The organism is Terriglobus saanensis SP1PR4, assembly GCF_000179915.2.
Taxonomy (GTDB): domain Bacteria; phylum Acidobacteriota; class Terriglobia; order Terriglobales; family Acidobacteriaceae; genus Terriglobus; species Terriglobus saanensis.
In genome coordinates this window covers 596,028-613,237 of record NC_014963.1, presented here as the reverse complement: position 1 = coordinate 613,237, position 17,210 = coordinate 596,028, and the positions used below count along the sequence as shown (strand labels likewise).

The 17,210-nt window shown below is 56.1% G+C and carries 12 protein-coding genes; 6 read left to right on the top strand and 6 right to left on the bottom strand.

Translation table 11 applies throughout. From position 1 onward, the window contains the following. Positions 1-4: 4 nt before the first annotated feature. Both coaE and ACIPR4_RS02485 read right to left on the bottom strand, forming a co-directional pair. The gene (gene coaE, locus ACIPR4_RS02490) at positions 5-679 is read right to left on the bottom strand and encodes a dephospho-CoA kinase (RefSeq protein ID WP_013567070.1); all 675 of its coding nucleotides are present in this window, start codon (positions 677-679) and stop codon (positions 5-7) included. Between the two features lie 2 nt (positions 680-681). Beyond that, on the bottom strand, positions 682-1,593 hold the full coding sequence (locus tag ACIPR4_RS02485) for a bifunctional 5,10-methylenetetrahydrofolate dehydrogenase/5,10-methenyltetrahydrofolate cyclohydrolase (RefSeq protein WP_013567069.1): 912 nt from the start codon (positions 1,591-1,593) through the stop codon (positions 682-684). Positions 1,594-1,693: 100 nt separating this feature from the next. Here ACIPR4_RS02485 and ACIPR4_RS02480 point away from each other — a divergent pair, with 100 nt between their 5' ends. Next, positions 1,694-1,933: a hypothetical protein gene (locus ACIPR4_RS02480; protein WP_013567068.1), complete on the top strand. Its 240-nt coding sequence runs from the start codon at positions 1,694-1,696 to the stop codon at positions 1,931-1,933. 5 nt (positions 1,934-1,938) lie between these two features. Here the strand turns inward: ACIPR4_RS02480 and ACIPR4_RS02475 are convergent, their stop codons facing one another. Further along, positions 1,939-3,231: an ABC transporter permease gene (locus tag ACIPR4_RS02475; RefSeq protein ID WP_013567067.1), complete on the bottom strand. Its 1,293-nt coding sequence runs from the start codon at positions 3,229-3,231 to the stop codon at positions 1,939-1,941. A gap of 89 nt (positions 3,232-3,320) precedes the next feature. After that, positions 3,321-4,469 (bottom strand): ROK family protein, encoded by a 1,149-nt coding sequence (locus ACIPR4_RS02470; protein WP_013567066.1) that lies wholly within the window; start codon positions 4,467-4,469, stop codon positions 3,321-3,323. 189 nt (positions 4,470-4,658) lie between these two features. Here ACIPR4_RS02470 and ACIPR4_RS02465 point away from each other — a divergent pair, with 189 nt between their 5' ends. From ACIPR4_RS02465 to ACIPR4_RS02450, 4 genes are all read left to right on the top strand, one after another. Continuing rightward, on the top strand, positions 4,659-5,648 hold the full coding sequence (locus ACIPR4_RS02465) for a sugar phosphate isomerase/epimerase family protein (RefSeq protein WP_013567065.1): 990 nt from the start codon (positions 4,659-4,661) through the stop codon (positions 5,646-5,648). 24 nt (positions 5,649-5,672) lie between these two features. Then, a complete protein-coding gene (locus ACIPR4_RS02460; RefSeq protein WP_013567064.1) occupies positions 5,673-6,935 on the top strand; it encodes a Gfo/Idh/MocA family protein in 1,263 nt (420 codons plus the stop codon). Between the two features lie 73 nt (positions 6,936-7,008). Continuing rightward, a complete protein-coding gene (locus ACIPR4_RS02455; protein ID WP_013567063.1) occupies positions 7,009-10,404 on the top strand; it encodes a TonB-dependent receptor in 3,396 nt (1,131 codons plus the stop codon). 59 nt (positions 10,405-10,463) lie between these two features. Then, complete coding sequence (locus tag ACIPR4_RS02450; RefSeq protein WP_013567062.1) at positions 10,464-11,990, top strand: M81 family metallopeptidase; 1,527 nt, start codon at positions 10,464-10,466, stop codon at positions 11,988-11,990. A gap of 62 nt (positions 11,991-12,052) precedes the next feature. Here ACIPR4_RS02450 and ACIPR4_RS02445 read toward each other — a convergent pair whose 3' ends face one another. After that, positions 12,053-12,802: a sugar transferase gene (locus ACIPR4_RS02445; protein ID WP_013567061.1), complete on the bottom strand. Its 750-nt coding sequence runs from the start codon at positions 12,800-12,802 to the stop codon at positions 12,053-12,055. A gap of 69 nt (positions 12,803-12,871) precedes the next feature. Next, a complete protein-coding gene (locus tag ACIPR4_RS02440) occupies positions 12,872-13,888 on the bottom strand; it encodes a glycosyltransferase family 2 protein (protein WP_013567060.1) in 1,017 nt (338 codons plus the stop codon). A 519-nt stretch (positions 13,889-14,407) separates the two neighbouring features. Here ACIPR4_RS02440 and ACIPR4_RS02435 point away from each other — a divergent pair. Next, positions 14,408-17,146 (top strand): SLBB domain-containing protein, encoded by a 2,739-nt coding sequence (locus ACIPR4_RS02435; RefSeq protein WP_013567059.1) that lies wholly within the window; start codon positions 14,408-14,410, stop codon positions 17,144-17,146. Positions 17,147-17,210 lie beyond the last annotated feature (64 nt).

Here is a 17,210-nt window from a genome sequence, read left to right as displayed (position 1 = left end):
TCAGTCAGGATTGAAGCTTCTGCCAGAGGGCGTGGACGCGCGTGCGGAGGACTTCAGGGGTGGAATCGTTCGGCAGGATCTCGTCGCAATAAGGTGCTTTGACGGCATCGGGGATCTGCAGGGCGAGGCGGCGAGCAGCGTCCGCGCGTGCGGCAGATTCCGAAGAATCGGCGTGCGAGGACAGCATTCGGCGGGCAAAGCGCTCAATTTTCTGCTCATCCGGAGCAGTTACGAGGACGACACGATGGAAACGCTGATGCACTTGTTTTGCGACGGATTGCAGGACTTCAGGGGACGGCGATGAACGGTCGATCCCTGGCGGAAGGAGGCGCTCGAAAAAGATGGCCGCCTCAACCATGCCGATGGAATCTGAAGGAAGCCTCTCTGCCCACGCCTTTTCGGCTGCAAGGACAGCGGGATGCACGAGTTGCTCTAGCTCCTGGAGACGTCCTTCAGAGAAAGCGAGCCTGCCGAGTGCCGAGCGGTCCAGCTTGCCATCTGGGGCGACGACGGAGCTTCCAAAGGCGCGAACGATCTCTGCGTAGACGGTTTCGCCCGGCTGCATGAGGGCACGCGCCGTTTCGTCCGAAGAGGTGACGTGTGCGCCAAGCTCACGAAAGAACCCGGCAGCGGTGGATTTTCCGCTGCCGGGCCCTCCGGTAATACCGACGAGAAGCATGCTTATGCGAGGGCGCGGCGCGCACGCGCAGCGGTGAGAGTGTTCTGCATGAGCATGGCGATGGTGAGCGCACCGACGCCGCCCGGGACGGGAGTGTAAGCAGAGGCTTTGGCGAAGGCGCGGGGATCGATGTCCCCGATGACGGTGTAGCCCCGCTTGGCGAAGCCTTCTGCGCGTGCCGTGTTGCCGGGGAAGTAGAGTTCCACGTCCGCAGCGTCTTCCATGCGATTGATGCCTACATCGATCAGAACAGCGCCGGGTTTGACCATTTCTTCGGTGATAAAGCCAGGACGACCGATAGCGGCGACGAGGATGTCCGCGCGCAGGGTTTCGGCTGCAAGGTCCTTCGTCTTCGAATGGCAGACGGTGACGGTGGCGCTCTCGTTGAGAAGCATCATGGCGGCGGGCTTTCCCACGATGTCGCTGCGACCTACAACAACAGCATGCTGTCCGGCGATGGGAAGCTTGGTGCGTTTGAGGATTTCGATGATGCCGGCGGGCGTGCAGGGAGCGAGGCCACCTTTGCCCGTCTGCAGACGACCGACGTTGATGGGATGGAATCCGTCTACATCTTTCTCAGGACGAACCGCTTCGAGGAGACGCTTGGTGTCGACCTGTTTGGGCAGCGGAAGTTGGATGAGGATGCCGTCAACCTCATCATCGGCATTGAGTCCGTCAACAATTTTTAGCAGTTCCTCGGTCGAAATTGACGCATCCGGCGTGATCATGGTGCTCGCAATACCCAGTTCTCCGCAGGTTTTAACCTTGCTCCGCACATAAATCTGCGATGCAGGATCCTCGCCTACAAGGATTACAGCCAGGCCTGGCTTGATTCCTTTCGCTGCGAGGGCTTCTACTTCCTTCTTCACTTCTGCCTTAATCTCGGCAGCGATCGCGACTCCATCCAAAACCATTCGTGTGACTCCTATGCCCCAATGGTAACGGAAGGGAATTGCAACCCGGGGGGATGGTTGACGTCTAATTGGGAACTGAACTTATCCGAAGGAGGTCATTATGGAATCAGAATCGATCAATAAATTCGCTCTACATGACCTGACAGACCTTCGCAATGAACTGCTCCAAGCGGGTCTGGATTCATGGCAAGCAGCAGAGTTGGTCTCTACGTTTATTGCTGGGCGCGGTTATGGCGTCTCTTCCGGCGATGCGCGGACAGCAGTCGCACGTATGGAATTTCGGAACTGCTCTCTGGAGTGCATGCAGGCTGAGATGGAGCACCTCGCTCTACCGATGTAATTGCGTTATTCGTATTTCAGGGTCTCTACGGGATCCAGCGCCGCAGCACGGTTGGCCGGCAGAGTTCCAAAGATCACACCAACGAGCACGCTGGTGGACAGCGCGATCACTGCCGCCCAGTAACTGATGGGAATCTTAAACGGTGTCAGAAGGTTGACGCTGATCGGGATTGCAAGACCGAGCAGCGTTCCGACGATGCCCCCACTCAGCGAGAGGGATACGGCTTCTGTAAGAAACTGCAGGCGGATCTCGCGAGCGGTTGCGCCCAGGGCCTTGCGAATACCGATCTCACGAATACGCGCCTGCACATTGGCGAGCATGCTGTTCATGATGCCCGTGCCACTGACAATCAATGTGATGAACGCCGCGAGCGAGAGCACGACCGTAAGCATGTTCGCTATCTGCGCCATCGTTTTGAGGATAGGCGTCATGGTCATGTACTTGTAGACGGTCGCGGGACGGTGACGCGACTTGATAAGCGCGAGGATCTGGTTCGCAGCGCGGGGGACATCGCCCGCGTCTTTCATGGTGAAAAAAATCTCCTTCACCTGATCTGTGCCGGTAAAGTACCGAAGCACAGGATATGGAACCAGCATGGTCTCGTCGCCGATTTCAGATTGCCCGAATGTATCTACGCGCGGCTTAAAAACGCCGATAACGGTAATCGGTATGCCTTGGATCGTGACTTTTTTGCCGACGGCTTCATTGATGGAACCGAAGAGGGTGCGGGCAAAAGGCTCTACGAGAACGCCCACCTTGGAGTGGCTTCTGTCGTCCTGATCGTCAAAGAATCGTCCAGCAATGACGGCAAGGTTGCGCACATCCTTGTACTGCGGTGATACGCCGAGCATCATGGCTTCTTTACTGACGCCGTTCCCGATGCTGACGGGCTGGTGATACTCCAGCATGGGCGAAGAGGCCTTGATACCGGCAATCTGCGCATCGACAGCAGCTTCGTCATCTTTCGTCATGAAGTCAGGTGAAGAAGTATTGTTGGGCCCGGAGAGGGCGCCGCCGACATACTGCATCTCGACCATGTTGGGACCGATGGAAGAGAGCAGATCGAGAGCATATTGTTTGCCGGTGAGACCGATAGTCACGACCAGGATGATCGAAGCTGAACCGATAATCATGCCCACCATCGTGAGCAGGAAGCGGACCTTACTGGCGCGGAAGCTGTCGATCGCGAGACGCAGCGTCTCCGAGAAGAGCATGGTCGTATTCGCAGATCGGAGTGTGCGCTCGAAACTGTCCGGCTTGGAGGCCTGCCTCGTGACTGGCTTGGTGATAATGGCCATACTGTTGATGTTACTCCCGCAAAGAGATACCGGGAATTGGATGATTCGCGCCAGCCTTGCGGTTCATTGAAGAGGTAAGGGCGCACAACTCATCGAATCGTGCGCAGATATTCAAACGCTGCGATGGAGGCGGCGCTGCGAGGGAGGAAGTCTGCCTCGACTTCGTTGAAAAGGATCTCCGTTCCGGCGAGAAAGCGCGGCAGAATGCCGTTTTCGATGGCCTGCCTGGTCGCCGTGCGAAAGACACCGTTGCCAAAGCCTTCCATATCGGTGAAGAGAATGCACTGTGGGTTGTTAATCTGGATCAGGGAGGCGATGACCGATCCGAGGACTTTTCCGGCATGCCGCAGCAGCCGCGTGGCAACGGTGTTTCCGTGCATGGCGAGCGACTCCAGATCGCGCATGCTGTTCACCTTGAGCCCAAGCTCCCTCGCCGTTAGCTGCAGAGCGGCACCGCCGGAGATGGTGTCGAGGCAGCCGTTGCGACCGCATCGGCAGAGCACGCCGTTGGGATCGACCGTAATATGCGCGATCTCCCCTGCGCCTCCATCCTGCCCGCGATAGAGTGTCCCGTTCATGGAGTGGGCCGCTCCGATGGTCCTACCCAGTACGACACTGGTGAAGTGCATATATTCCCGCGCGCGCCCGAAAAATTTTTCCCCGACGGCGACCGCCTTCGCGTCGTTATCCATCCACGCGGGCAAGTGCATAGCCTTTCCGATCATTTTGGAGATCGGCACATCACGCCAATCCAGGGCGGCCGAGTAGCGGCAGATCCCTTCTTTATGGTCGACGATGCCGGTGACGGTGAGACCAACTCCCTGCACACGCGTTCGCGGGATGCTGCTGGCGCGCAATAACTGTTGGTAGCCCTTGCGCACAGCGGCGACGAGTTCCTCTGGCGTCTTGTAGGGAGGCATGGCCTGGCGCGCCAGGATGCGTCCCTGCATGTCCGTGAGCACGATGGCCGTTGCGGTGTCCGCGATGTTGATGCCGACGAAGCAGGCGTGCGCGGCATGTAGAGACAGCAGGATCGCAGGTCGCCCACGACGCGTTTCAAGCTGCAGGACCGGCAGTTCCAGGAGCAGGCCTTGGGCGAGAAGTTGCTGCGTGACATCCGTGATCGACGCACGACTGAGTTCGGTAAGGACGGCCAGTTCTGAGCGAGACAGGTTGCCGTGTCGCAAAAGCGCAGCAATGACAGCACTTCGGGCCGAGCGGGAAGTTCCTTGCTCCAATGTTCTCTCCTCTTTTATGGCAAACACAGCGAAATGCGCTTCTGTCCGATAGCGGACACTCTTTGTTCTTGACGGCAATCCGGTGCTGCCCTATGCTTCAGCAACCAAATCAACTTAGCAGGCTTTAGGCGCGAATCGCAGAGAAACCGCATTTTCACTGATCATTATTTTGTAAGGATGGTGAATAAAATGGCGAACCGGGATGCAGATTGTGCCTCTTACGATCGAGGAAGACGCGGATTTCTGAAGTTTTCCGCGCAAAGCGCCGCCGCGCTCGCGATGGTCCATGCAGGAGCGTCTGCCTTTGGGGAAGCTAATCCGAAGCCAATGCCGGAACACGCTCCCATGGCGATGGGCCTTCTCATCAAGCCTTTTCCCGACGCCGAAAAGAAGATCGCGATGGTGAAAGAGCTTGGCTTCAAGACGTGTTTTCTCTCCCTGGATTCTTACCTCGGCAAATTCACCCCTGAACTTGCGACCACCATGCGCGGGCTGTTCGATAAGTACGAACTGATTGCTACGACAGCCGAGGTCGTTGGACCTCCGCCACTGAAGTGGAACTTTACCGAAGGCCCCGCGACCATTGGCGTTGTGCCGCGCGCGACGCGCCCTGCACGCATCGACGCCCTGAAACAGACCTCCGATTTTGCGTATCGGGTGGGAATCAAACGCATTCAGACGCACTGCGGCTTCATTCCGGAAGATCCCAAAGATCCTCTCTACGAAGAAGCGGTTCTTGCGATCCGTTCCCTCGCAGAGCACTGCGCCGGAAATGGACAGAGCTTCCTGATGGAGACCGGGCAGGAGACACCGACGACGATGCTGCGCGCCATCAAAGACGTGGATCGGCACAACCTGGGAGTTGGGCTGGATACGGCAAACCTCATTCTCTACGGCAAAGCCAATCCCGTGGATGCGATCGAGATACTTGGGCCGCATATCCAGGCGACGCACATGAAGGACGGGAACTGGCCGACGAATCCCTCCGAACTGGGCGAAGAGGTCCTGATCGGTAAAGGCAAAGTAGATTTCACGAAGGTCCTCACCAGTCTTCATAAGCTCGGTTACAAAGGCGCGGTCACCATTGAGCGCGAGACTTCCGGCCCGCAGCAGATCGCAGATGTACGCGAGGAGAAGCTCTATCTTGAGCGCATCCTGGCCCAGGTGCTCCACAGCTAATTTGCCGTTTGGGGGGACAGACTGATGAATCGACGTAACTTTATTCAAAGTGCCGCTGGTGTTTCGGGGCTGATGATCTTGAAGCCGAAGACGGCCTTCGGTTATGCAGCAAACTCTACCGTGCGATGGGGCCTTCTGGGATGCGGTGGTCGCGGTACATCGGTTGCGACCTCGTTCGCGAAGAATGCTGGCGCGCACGTAGTGGCGCTGGCGGATATATTTCCCGATCAACTGGCAAAAGCCAAGGTCCACTTCGACGCAGTGAATGCCTCTCTGGGTCTGCCGCCGATCGATCCGAAGAACATGTTTCATGGGCCCGATGCGTACAAGGCACTGGCTGCCTCGAATGAAGTGGATGCGGCGCAGATCTCCACGCCGCCTTTTTTCCACGTAGAGCATCTCGACGGGGTGACCGCAGGCGGAAAACATGCCTACTGCGAGAAACCGATGGGAGTGGACGTTCCGCAGACGCGTCGCGCGCTGGAGATCGCCAAGCGTATCGATGGAAAGCTAAGTGTGGACGTAGGTTTTCAAATTCGTTCCGCTCCGCCGTTTGTGGAGATTGTGCGTCGCGTTCAGGCAGGTCAGATTGGAAAGGTCGCCAGCATCGCCGCGTACTACAACGCACCCGCGGCCTCTTATCCGGAACGGACAGGCATGTCTGCGAATGAAAAGCGATTGAGAAACTGGCTGTGGGACCGGACGCTCTCTGGAGATATTCTTCTGGAGCAAAATATCCATGTCATCGATGTATGTAACTGGATGATGGGTGCTCACCCGGAGAGCGCGATCGCACGCCGCAGTCGTAAGGTGGTACAGAACTTCGGCAATACTTCGGATAACTACGAAGTGCTCTTCACTTATCCCGGCGATGTGGAACTTACTTTCTCCTCCACACAGTTCAATGTGAATCACTTCTTCGATGTAGCGGAGCGTTTCTTCGGCAGCGAAGGCATCGCCGAAGCTCCGTACTCCGGACCACTACGGATCGTGGGGAATAACCCATGGGTCTGGGCCGGAAGCGAGGCTCCGGCCAAAGGCAAGTTTGCCGCCGATGGCGCCTTCAACGACAACCTGGCACAGGCAGATGCCATGAAGGACCGCGGCTTTATCGAGAGCATTACCTCCGGTAAGTTTCATAACCAGATCTCGATCGGCGTCCAGAGTGCCCGCAGTTGCATGATGGCGAGAAAGTCAGCCGAGACGGGACGCCGCATGACGTGGCCGGAGATTGAAAACGATCAGGAAGAGTATGCGCTGGGCATGAACCTTGCGCAATTCGCCTGAGCTTTAAACACCCACGACCAGCCTATTAAGGGTTGGCGTGACTCTCTTTTGTTTCAAAATTAAGGAGGCTTCGATGAAGCATGGACAACCCGTTTTTACTGGAACACACGTGCCTTCAGGTTCGAGTACGGACCTGAACGTCAAAAGATATTTTCGTGCCAAGAGACTCTTCTATCGACATCGTTTATCGATGGCACTTGGCCTGGCCGGTATGGCGCTTTGTTATACGCCGGTCTATGCGCAGAGTACGACCGCCGACGTGGTGGGTACAGTGACCGATAAGAGTGGCGCGGTCGTTCCAAACGCAGCCGTTGAACTCACCAACCTGGATACCCGCGAGAAGCGTACCGATGTAACGGATTCTTCAGGACAGTACAGCTTCACTCTGCTCAAGCCGAACCACTATTCCCTCAAAGTGGCCGCCTCAGGATTCAAAGCAAACAGCATCAACTCCTTCAGCTTGGCCGCGGGAGATCGCGCGCGTGAAGATTCGCATCTGGATATCGGTTCAGCGGATGAAGTCGTATCCGTGGACGCAGCTCCGCCTTCGCTCCACACGGATACCTCCGCCCTGACGACAACCATTACAGAGAAGGCGACGCAGGAACTTCCTCTGAATGGCCGTAACTATATCAATCTGGTACAGCTGACAGCAGGAGCTACCGAAGGCCTCAACAATGGTCTCGCGAGCGGCAACCGCCCTGATGACCGGCGACTTACTTCGTCGGTATCGGTCAACGGTCAGTCTGATGTCATCAACAACCAGTTGATCGACGGCATGGACAACAACGAACGCGTGATCGGATCGATCGGCGTTCGCCCATCGGTGGATGCGATCCAGGAAGTCAATATTCAAACCAACGTCTTTACGGCGGAGGTCGGACGCTCGGCCGGCGCGATGATCAACGTCATCACGAAGTCCGGAACGAACCAGTTTCATGGCACCGTATACGAGTTCTTTCGTAACGATGTCCTGAATGCACAGCCCTTCAAATTCGGCGCGAATATCCCCAAGCCGAAATGGAGACAGAACCAGTTTGGCGGCAGTCTTGGTGGACCTATCTTTAAAGACCGCACCTTCTTCTTTGCAGACTATGAAGGCTTCAATCTTGTGCGTGGATTGAATCCTGTGCAGACCACGGTACCGACAGCTTTTGAGCGTGCCAACGTGGGGGACTTCACCGACAATTTCACGACGGATGCCAATGGCGTTAAGAAATACACTCTGGTCAATCCGACCGTAACCTCGATCGATCCAATTGGCCGCCAATATCTCAACCTGTTCCCCTTGCCCACTACTACAGGATTCGCTAATAACTACACAGTCTCACCGCGCAATTCTCAGTTCAGCAAAACCGCAGATGGGCGTATCGATCACCGCTTCAGCAACGGAGACCTCTTCTACCTGCGCTACACCTATAACGGTGTCAACACGAATATTGGCGGACTATTCCCGGCGGTAGGTACTGCAGCGGGAACGATCTTCCCTGGGGGCAATCTAAGCAGCTATCCAGGACCTGCGACCAGCCGAGCGCATCAAGGACAGTTGAACTATGTTCACGTTTTTACTCCTAATCTTCTGATTGAACTAAAGGGCGGTTACACCCTTCTGAATAACGCTCAATATCCGCTCAACTATGGACAAAACATCAATGCTCAGTTCGGGCAACCGAACATCAATGTGAGTGGACGTACGGCAGAGCTATCCGCTGTAACGATCAATCAGGGATCGAACCTGGGTGCACGTCCTCCGATCATTTACCTGGAAAACACTTTTCAGTACGAGGGCATGCTGAACTGGACGCATGGAAAGCAGTCCATCAAGTTCGGGGCTGGGCTCATCCGCCGCCAGGACACGATTACGCAGACAGACACCGCGAATGGATCGTGGACGTTCACCGACTTTTCTACGCTGCTCGCAGGTGATTATCTGAACGCCACACGCAACGCGATCCTTTACCAACCACGCAACCGCACCTGGGAACCGCACGCTTTCCTCCAGGATGATTACCGCCTCACCTCAACCTTCACCGTCAATCTCGGCATCCGGTATGACCTTTTTACGCCTTACACCGAGGTCAGCAACCTGATGTCCAACTTCGACACCGATCTGGGCAGGATCGTAGTCGCAGGCCAGAACGGAATTGATAACCACGCTAACATCCGCACGGACTATCGCAACGTCGCACCACGTCTTGGTTTCGCCTATACCCCTATCTCACGTACTGTCGTTCGTGGCGGGTTCGGTATGAGCTATGCACCGGAAAATATGACTTCTGGCGCCGCGCTGGTTAATCAACCCTTCACTGCAGCGTACGGGCCGTTTACTCCAGGTACCGCAGATGCGGCCTTCAAGAAGTTTGCAAATGGCCTGCCGACCTCCGTACCGACCAATGCGATCACCCCAACCGGCAGCGTCAGCGCCGCGCTGGATCCGCATTTCAAATCGAGTTACATTGAACAGTTCAATCTGACCGTCGAGCGTGAGTTCGCGGGAAACGTTGCAAGTGTTTCGTACGTGGGAGAGCTGGGACGCCGTCTGGCCTACTATCTCTCGGATTACAACGCAGCGACACCGAACTTCCAGACCTATGCCGACCCAAACAATCCTTTAGTTCCCGCGAGTGCCCCGTTCTACACAACAGCAGCAAGCCCGGCGCTTTCGAGCTTCAACTACAACACGCTCCGGAGATTCTACGCACAGCAGCCTGGAATCACATCAATCCCGTATCTCACCACGAACGCTATCTCCAGTTACCACGCATTGCAGGCGGTGCTCAAGAGGCGTTACAGCAAGGGTCTCGACCTTCAGGTTACGTACACACTGGCGCATGGACTTGACGATGCAGAGACGATCAGCAACAACGGCGGCAACGGTTTCGGTTCCGTGGCTTCGCAGATTTCAACTCTTGAGTACGGAAACGCGAACCTGGATGTCCGCCAGCGTGTCACGGGCACCTTCAACTACACTCTTCCGTTCGGCAACAACCTGCGTGGCGTTGCTGGTGTACTGGCAAAGGGCTGGCAGGCAAATGGTTTGATTGTCTGGAACACGGGCATGCCGTTTTCTGTAACAAACATTACCAACCGAAGCGGCACACGGCCAGGCGTGGCGACTTCGGATCGGCCGAACATGGTCGCCTCACCGCGGGTAAGCCATCCGACGATCGGCGCGTGGTTCAACACAAGCACATTTCAATTTCAGCAAGTAGGTACCGTGGGCAACGAGCGCCGGAACCAACTCTACGGTCCGGGCCTGCAACGTGTCGATCTTTCTCTCTTCAAAAACTTCCAACTTATGGAGAAGTTGAACCTGGAGCTCCGTACAGAAGCCTTCAACGTTCTGAACACGGCACAGTTTGCTTATCCAACGGCGATCCTTGGCAATGCCGCAAACGGTACTATTTCCAGCACGGCGAACGCCTACAACCCGCGCCTGATTCAATTCGCAGCTCGATTCAAGTTCTAAACAAACACACGGGCGGCCTTTAAAGGCCGCCCGTTTTATCTAGGACGACAAGGAGTTTCATGCAGCGCAGATCGTTTCTCAAAACAGCATCCTTGGCAGCGTTCGCGCCTATGGCGGCAGGCACAGCATGGTGCGCACCGAAGGCACCTCGCATCGCCTTCGGCGGCATCGGCATTGAGTGCAGCACGTACAGCCGCATTCGCGCGCGCATGGAGGACTTCTCCATTCTGACGGACGGCGTACTCACCTCTTCGGAACGCTTCGCCTTTCTGAAGCGCTATCCGATTCCCTTCCAGCCTGTACTGGTCGCTTCCGCCGTTCCAGGTGGACCGGTTGCAATGGAGACCTATCAAGCGATCAAGGCGGGCTATCTGAGCCGCCTGAAGACGTTGCTGCCCCTGGATGGTCTCTTCCTGCCCATGCATGGAGCCATGTTTGTCGATGGCATGGAGGATGCCGAAGGCGATTGGATGGAGGCCACGCGCAAATTGGTCGGGCAGGATTGCCTGATGTCCGCCAGCTACGACCTCCACGGAAATGTGAGTCAGCGCGTCGTCGATAACATCGATATGTTTTCCGCCTTTCGCACTGCGCCGCATATCGATCGGGAAGAGACGATGATTCGCGCCTGCGACATGTTGGTTCAAAGCTTGCAGCAGAACCTCCGACCAACGATTGTCTGGGCGCCGGTCCCCGTCCTGATGCCAGGCGAACGAAGTAGCACAGAGTGGGAGCCGGGCAAGCGACTTTGGGCTCCACTGGCAACTCTGAATAACCAGCCGGGCATCCTCGATGTTTCGATGCTTGTGGGGTATGTATGGGCTGACGAACCGCGGTCCACGGCTTCCGTGGTGATCACCGGTGTTGCGCCCGCAAAACAGAAAGAGATTGCCACCGGACTTGCACAGAAGTATTGGGATGCTCGCAAGGAATTTCAATTTGGCACCGAGACCTGCACGGTGGATGAGTGCGTCGTGCGGGCGATGCAGGCGAAGACGCAGCCAGCGATTCTGGCCGACTCCGGCGATAACCCAACTGGCGGTGGCAACAGCGATCGCGCGGAGGTCCTGGAAGTGCTGCTTCGGAAGAAGGCGACCAATGTGGTCTTCGCCGGCATCACTGACCGTCCGGCAGCGGACGCCTGTTATCTTGCAGGGATCGGCGCTACGATTCCACTTTCCATCGGCGCTACGCTCGACCCGAAGGGGAGCCGCCCGGTCAAGGCCAATGCCACCGTGAAGTTTCTGCTTCCCGTAAAAGATCCATTGCTACGCGAGGCGGTGGTGCAGATCGAGGGAGTAACGCTCGTCCTGAGCGCCAGACGTCGTCCGTATCACGACATCCTCGACTTCACCCGACTCGGTCTGGAGCCAAAATCCTTCAAGATCATCGTGGTCAAATCCGGGTATCTCTCGCCCGAACTGAAACCGCTTGCCAACCCCAGCCTGATGGCGCTTTCAGACGGTGCGATCAACCAGGACATTGTGCACCTACCGGCGAATCGGCTGCGAAAACCAACCTATCCCTTTGTACCGGATCTGCAGTTCAAGCCCGTCGTTTATACGTCGGCGCGAAGCAAAGGCTAAGAGGGGGAATTCTCTGCAAGCACAAGCGGGCGGAGAAAGATTCTTTTCTCCGCCCGTGCTTATTAATACGCTCCGTCGGAGTTGACGACGCAGCGTATGGTACGGAAGAAGACTTTGAGGTCGAGCCAGAGGCTCCAGTTTTCGACATAGTAGCGGTCGAGCGCGACCCGCTCATCGTAGGTCAAGGTCGATCGACCTGAGGCCTGCCAAAGTCCCGTAATGCCAGGGGTCACTGCGGTGTAATAAGCAAAGTTTTCAGCGTACTTCTCGACTTCAGCAGCGACGATGGGACGAGGTCCCACGAGGCTCATGCGGCCCGTAAGCACGTTCCAGATCTGGGGCAGTTCGTCCAGCGAGAAACGGCGAAGCAGACGTCCGATGGAGTTAACGCGGGGGTCATTCCTGAGTTTGTGATTGAGATCCCACTCTTTGCGGTCTTCCGGATGGAGAGTCAGGTGCCGCTCGAGAACTTCTGCGGAGTTCACGCACATCGTACGAAACTTCCACATGGAAAAGAAAGCACCACCGCGACGGATACGACGATGAGAAAAGAAGATAGGACCAGGTGAGCTAAGGGCGACCACCAGGCATAGCGCCGCGATGAAAAGCAGAATGAACGGGGAAAAGAGAAGGACAACGGAAATATCAAAGATGCGTTTGAAGACAACATACTCGAAGGTATAAGCCGGAGAGGCGGCACCGATGCCAAAGGGAACAGTCTTACGATCCTGTGCCGGATAAATATAGGCAAGATCCGCCGCCGAATAGGTGGCAGACACTTGAAGATCAGATGGATGGTTCTGCAGTGGCATGCCCCTCCCAGAGAAAGTTACGCGATGGATCAGACATTCAATCGGGTGCTGTTTTTTAGGCGAATTCGCTCAATGAACACGTCGTGCAGCTACATGGGGTTCCGGAGCGAACGAAGGTTCTCCATCTGTCCGCCAGAAACTTGGCTGGGTTGAAAAGATCTCCTTAAGCATCCGCGGTAAGCGCTTTTCGCGCAGACCAAGTTGATAAGCGGCCCACTTGCTAAGGTTGCGAAAAAATGCGCCGGGGATCTGGGAAGGTTGGGTTTTCAAAAGGTAGCGCAGCTCGGAGACGACGAAAGCCCGGCCCTCCCCGCCTGCTTTGCCGAAAGCCTCCAGAAGCCATTTTTCGCGGCCGTGATGGACTCCAATGTCAAAATAACGCGACGACTCGTCCCGCACCGAGAGTGCGTGAGAGTGGATTACGGTGGCATCCGCCCGATAGGCGATCTTCCATCCGTCAATTAACATACGTCCCGCGACGGTAGTATCTTCGCAGATGATCGCGTCTCTTGGGAAACCACCGACAGCCTCCAGGGCGACCCTTCGGTAGGCAGAGAAGCTATTGGAAAGGAAGGCGGCCTTGAATCCCAGCGTTTCTCGGCTTTCAAAGGTTCGAACTTCGGATTTTTCTGAGTAGTTGAACAGGCGCGCATGACGCTCGACGGGGCCAGCATCTTCCCTGGGAAGCTGACGTCCATAGGCCGCACCTACCTGAGGATCATCGAAAGCTCTCAGAAGCTGCTCTATGGAGTAGTCGCCGCAAGGAATGGCGTCCTGTGTAAGAAAGACTAGTATATCGGCCCAGGGAAGGGATTCTGCCGCCAACTGGCGTGTGCCACCATGGCGGAAACTCTTCTGGGGGATCTCTATCAGCGTGTAACCAGCACTCTTCACGCTTCTTCTTGTCTCATCCGTTGAGGAAGAATCAACGACGAGAACCTGTTCCCGAGGTATTCCCTGTCTTTCAAGCGCTGCATGAAAGCGATTCCAGTGAGGCCCCGCGTTATATGTGGGTATGACGAAACCTATATTGCCTGGGAACGCCTGAGCACGAAGGATCTGGGTATCAAGTGTTCTGGCTTGCATGCGGCTCCGTCATTTGCCTTACTCTCTAACTCCAAAAGTATAACCGTCTGGACTACTCAAAGCGAGAAACTATAGTCCCATAATCGGGAAACGACGTTACGGGAAAGCTTCTGATGAAAGTTAACATAATTGAGCGCCCTCCCCCTTCGCCTCTCGTCTCGGCAGCCGAAAGATAACGTTTATAGATCGACATGGCTGCAGCTTTCCTGTCTCGCGCACAGATGTCTAGACGCAGGCGATTAGACCTGATCCCCATGCCTTCTGGCAATAGCTTGAGGAGTGCCTTCTTTCCCTGGGCATGAAGCAGTTTCCTTTTGCTCCTGCTCTCTTATCCAGTGGTGTACTGACAGCTGCTCTATTATCATCAGCAGGGGTTCTATTCACTGGGCGATTTCCCTCGCTCGCTCACCTACGGACCTCTATCAATCTATGAAAAACGACGATGGAAGGTTACCTATTTTGACTCGGGAAAACGCGAGGTTCGAACTATGGGAATCTTCTCAGAAGTTGGGAGACATCATGCTGGCACCTTCGCGGACAACGCAAGCCAAAGTACCGCTTTGCGATTTCGTCCGACGACTCGCTCTTCTTACCCCATTTTTCCTGCTTGGAGTAAGTCCCCTGATCTCTGCGCAAAGCACATCGAGCTGCGACCCAACCTCGTCCGACTGCCGCGATAGCTCCAATTCCGGCTCCGGCCAAAATGGGAGTACCGCCTATCCTACCCAAGGCGCCGGTGACGTAAACGGGTCGAACTCGACGAGAGAACAGAAGGCCGATCAGGGTACACAGCTCTATGTGGATTCGGCTTCTACGAATAATCGTCGGCAGACAGATACAAATCGGACGAACGTCTTTTTCCCCCCCGATCCGCTTGTGGACATGCAGAGGCTAGCCAAAGCCGCTACCGGCGAAACACTTCCAGTATTTGGACGGGATCTCTTTCAGAGAGCACCCTCCACGTTTGCACCGGCGGACCAGATCCCCGCACTCGCTGATTACCTTCTTGGTCCCGGCGACGAAGTTCTTCTGCGTCTTTGGGGACCTGAATCCTTCAATGGGCAGCTTACGGTCGACAGCACAGGATCGATCTACGTGCCCCAGGTCGGCGCCATTCATGTTGCGGGTCTTCGTGTAGACCAGCTCCAGGAACATATCAGCGCGGACATCCGCCATACCTTCAGAAACTTCAATCTCTCCGTCAATTTGGGGCATCTTCGTTCCATCCAAATTTATGTTGTGGGCGAGGCACGACGTCCGGGTGCCTATACAGTCAGCGCGCTCAGCACAGTACTGAACGTGCTCTTCGTCTCAGGCGGCCCAAATGTCCAAGGCTCCCTGCGACGTATCCAGGTACGACGAGAAGGTAAGGTCGTCTCCGAGCTTGATCTCTACGACCTGATCCTACGCGGCGACAAGTCGCAGGACATTCGTTTACAAGCCAACGACACCATCTTTATCCCGGCGGCGGGTCCTCAAGCGGCGTTAGCAGGCAGCGTCCGCCATCCGGCGGTATATGAACTACGCGGCGACACCACCGTAGGGGGTTTGCTGGAACTCGCTGGTGGCTTTACTCCCACGGGCTCCACGACGCAAATTTCCCTGGAACGCATCGAAGAGAACCGCTCACGCGCCGCCATGACGGTCAACCTGGACGAAGCGGGTAAGGCAACGGTCCTGCACGATGGCGACGTTCTCTTCGCCAACCACATCAGCGCCGCCTATCAACAGTCCGTGACCATTCGTGGAAATCTCGCGAATCCGGGTCGCTTTCCTTGGCACGCGGGCATGCACCTGAGCGATATTATCCCCGACCGCATGTCCCTGCTGACACGCAATTACTGGGAACAGCGCAATCGCCTGGGCGTACCGGTCCCTCTTTTTGAGCCTCTGCGTCCCATGCGACCAAGACAACAGACCTCTAGGACACAAAACGGTCAGACGCAGAACGGCCAGACCCAAAATGGGCAAACCAATAACACCACGAACGATTCCACGACTGGCATTATCTCCAATCGGGCAGGAATCTCCTCTCTTGGACCCGATCCCGATACGCTCGATTCGTCTCAGGATTCCAGCGTCGACCAGAATTACAACGGCAGCAGCTCCAACGGAAATAATCAGGTATCGAACTCAAATCAGCGAAACCAAAATAGCCAGGACTCTCAGGAACAGGGAGACCGCGAGGGCCTGATGCGGCCTCCTGAGACTTCGCTCAGCAGCGGTTCGCTTGCCGAAGAGCAGCAGGCAGCCACCAGCCACAATATTGCAAACATCGGCCAACGGAACACCATCAAGATTCCGGCCCCGGAGATCGACTGGTCCTACGCCGTAATCGAGCGCCTCGATCCGATTACGTTGAAGAACTCGCTCGTCCCTTTCAACCCGGAAAAGCTCCTGCAAAATCACGACCCTTCCCAGAATCTTGAGCTTCAGCCGGGAGATATTGTGACAATCCTGTCGCAGGCGGATGTTCACGTGCCTCAAGATGAACAAACCAAGTTTGTTCGCCTGGAGGGCGAGTTCAAGGGATCGGGTGTCTACAGCGTCAGCCCGGACGAAACTCTGGCCGATCTGGTGCAACGCGCTGGTGGACTCTCGACCAAGGCCTACCTCTACGGTGCAAGCTTCACCCGCGAGTCCGCCCGGATCGCCCAGCAGCAGCGTCTGGATGAGTACGTAACATCTGTTTCGATCAGCATGCAGCGATCCGCTGCCATCCGAGCAGCCTCGTCGAACAACGCTGTGGTCGATCCCAACGCTCTCGTGGAACAGAGAGACATCATCGCTCAACTGCGCAAACTCCGCGCAACCGGACGTATTGTGCTGGAGTTCCGCCCCGAGAGTACCGGAGGCGCAAGCATTCCCCGCATTCCACTCGAAGATGGCGACGTCTTCCGCGTACCTTCACGTCCTCTCACGGTCAATGTGATTGGCGCTGTCTACGGACAGAACGTCTTTCTCTTCGATTCACGGCGCAGAGTTGAGGACTATGTTCTGCTCGCGGGTAAAGAGAATCCCATCGCTGACCGGAGCCATGCCTTTATCATTCGCGCGGATGGTTCGGTCTACAGCCGCCAGCGCGCCAAGGGTGTCTGGAAGAATAGCTTCGACGCAGCACAGATCAATCCTGGCGACTCCATCGTTATTCCTGAGAAGCCCATTAAGCCTGCATTTATAAGACAGTTCGTCGACTATTCTCAGTTGTTCTCGTCGTTCGCACTCGGAGCCGCAGCACTGAGTGTTATCAAGCAGTAGTTCACGTCGAGCGCGGCGATCACGTTGATCAGCGCCGACTATCGAGGGTGAGTCAATACACACC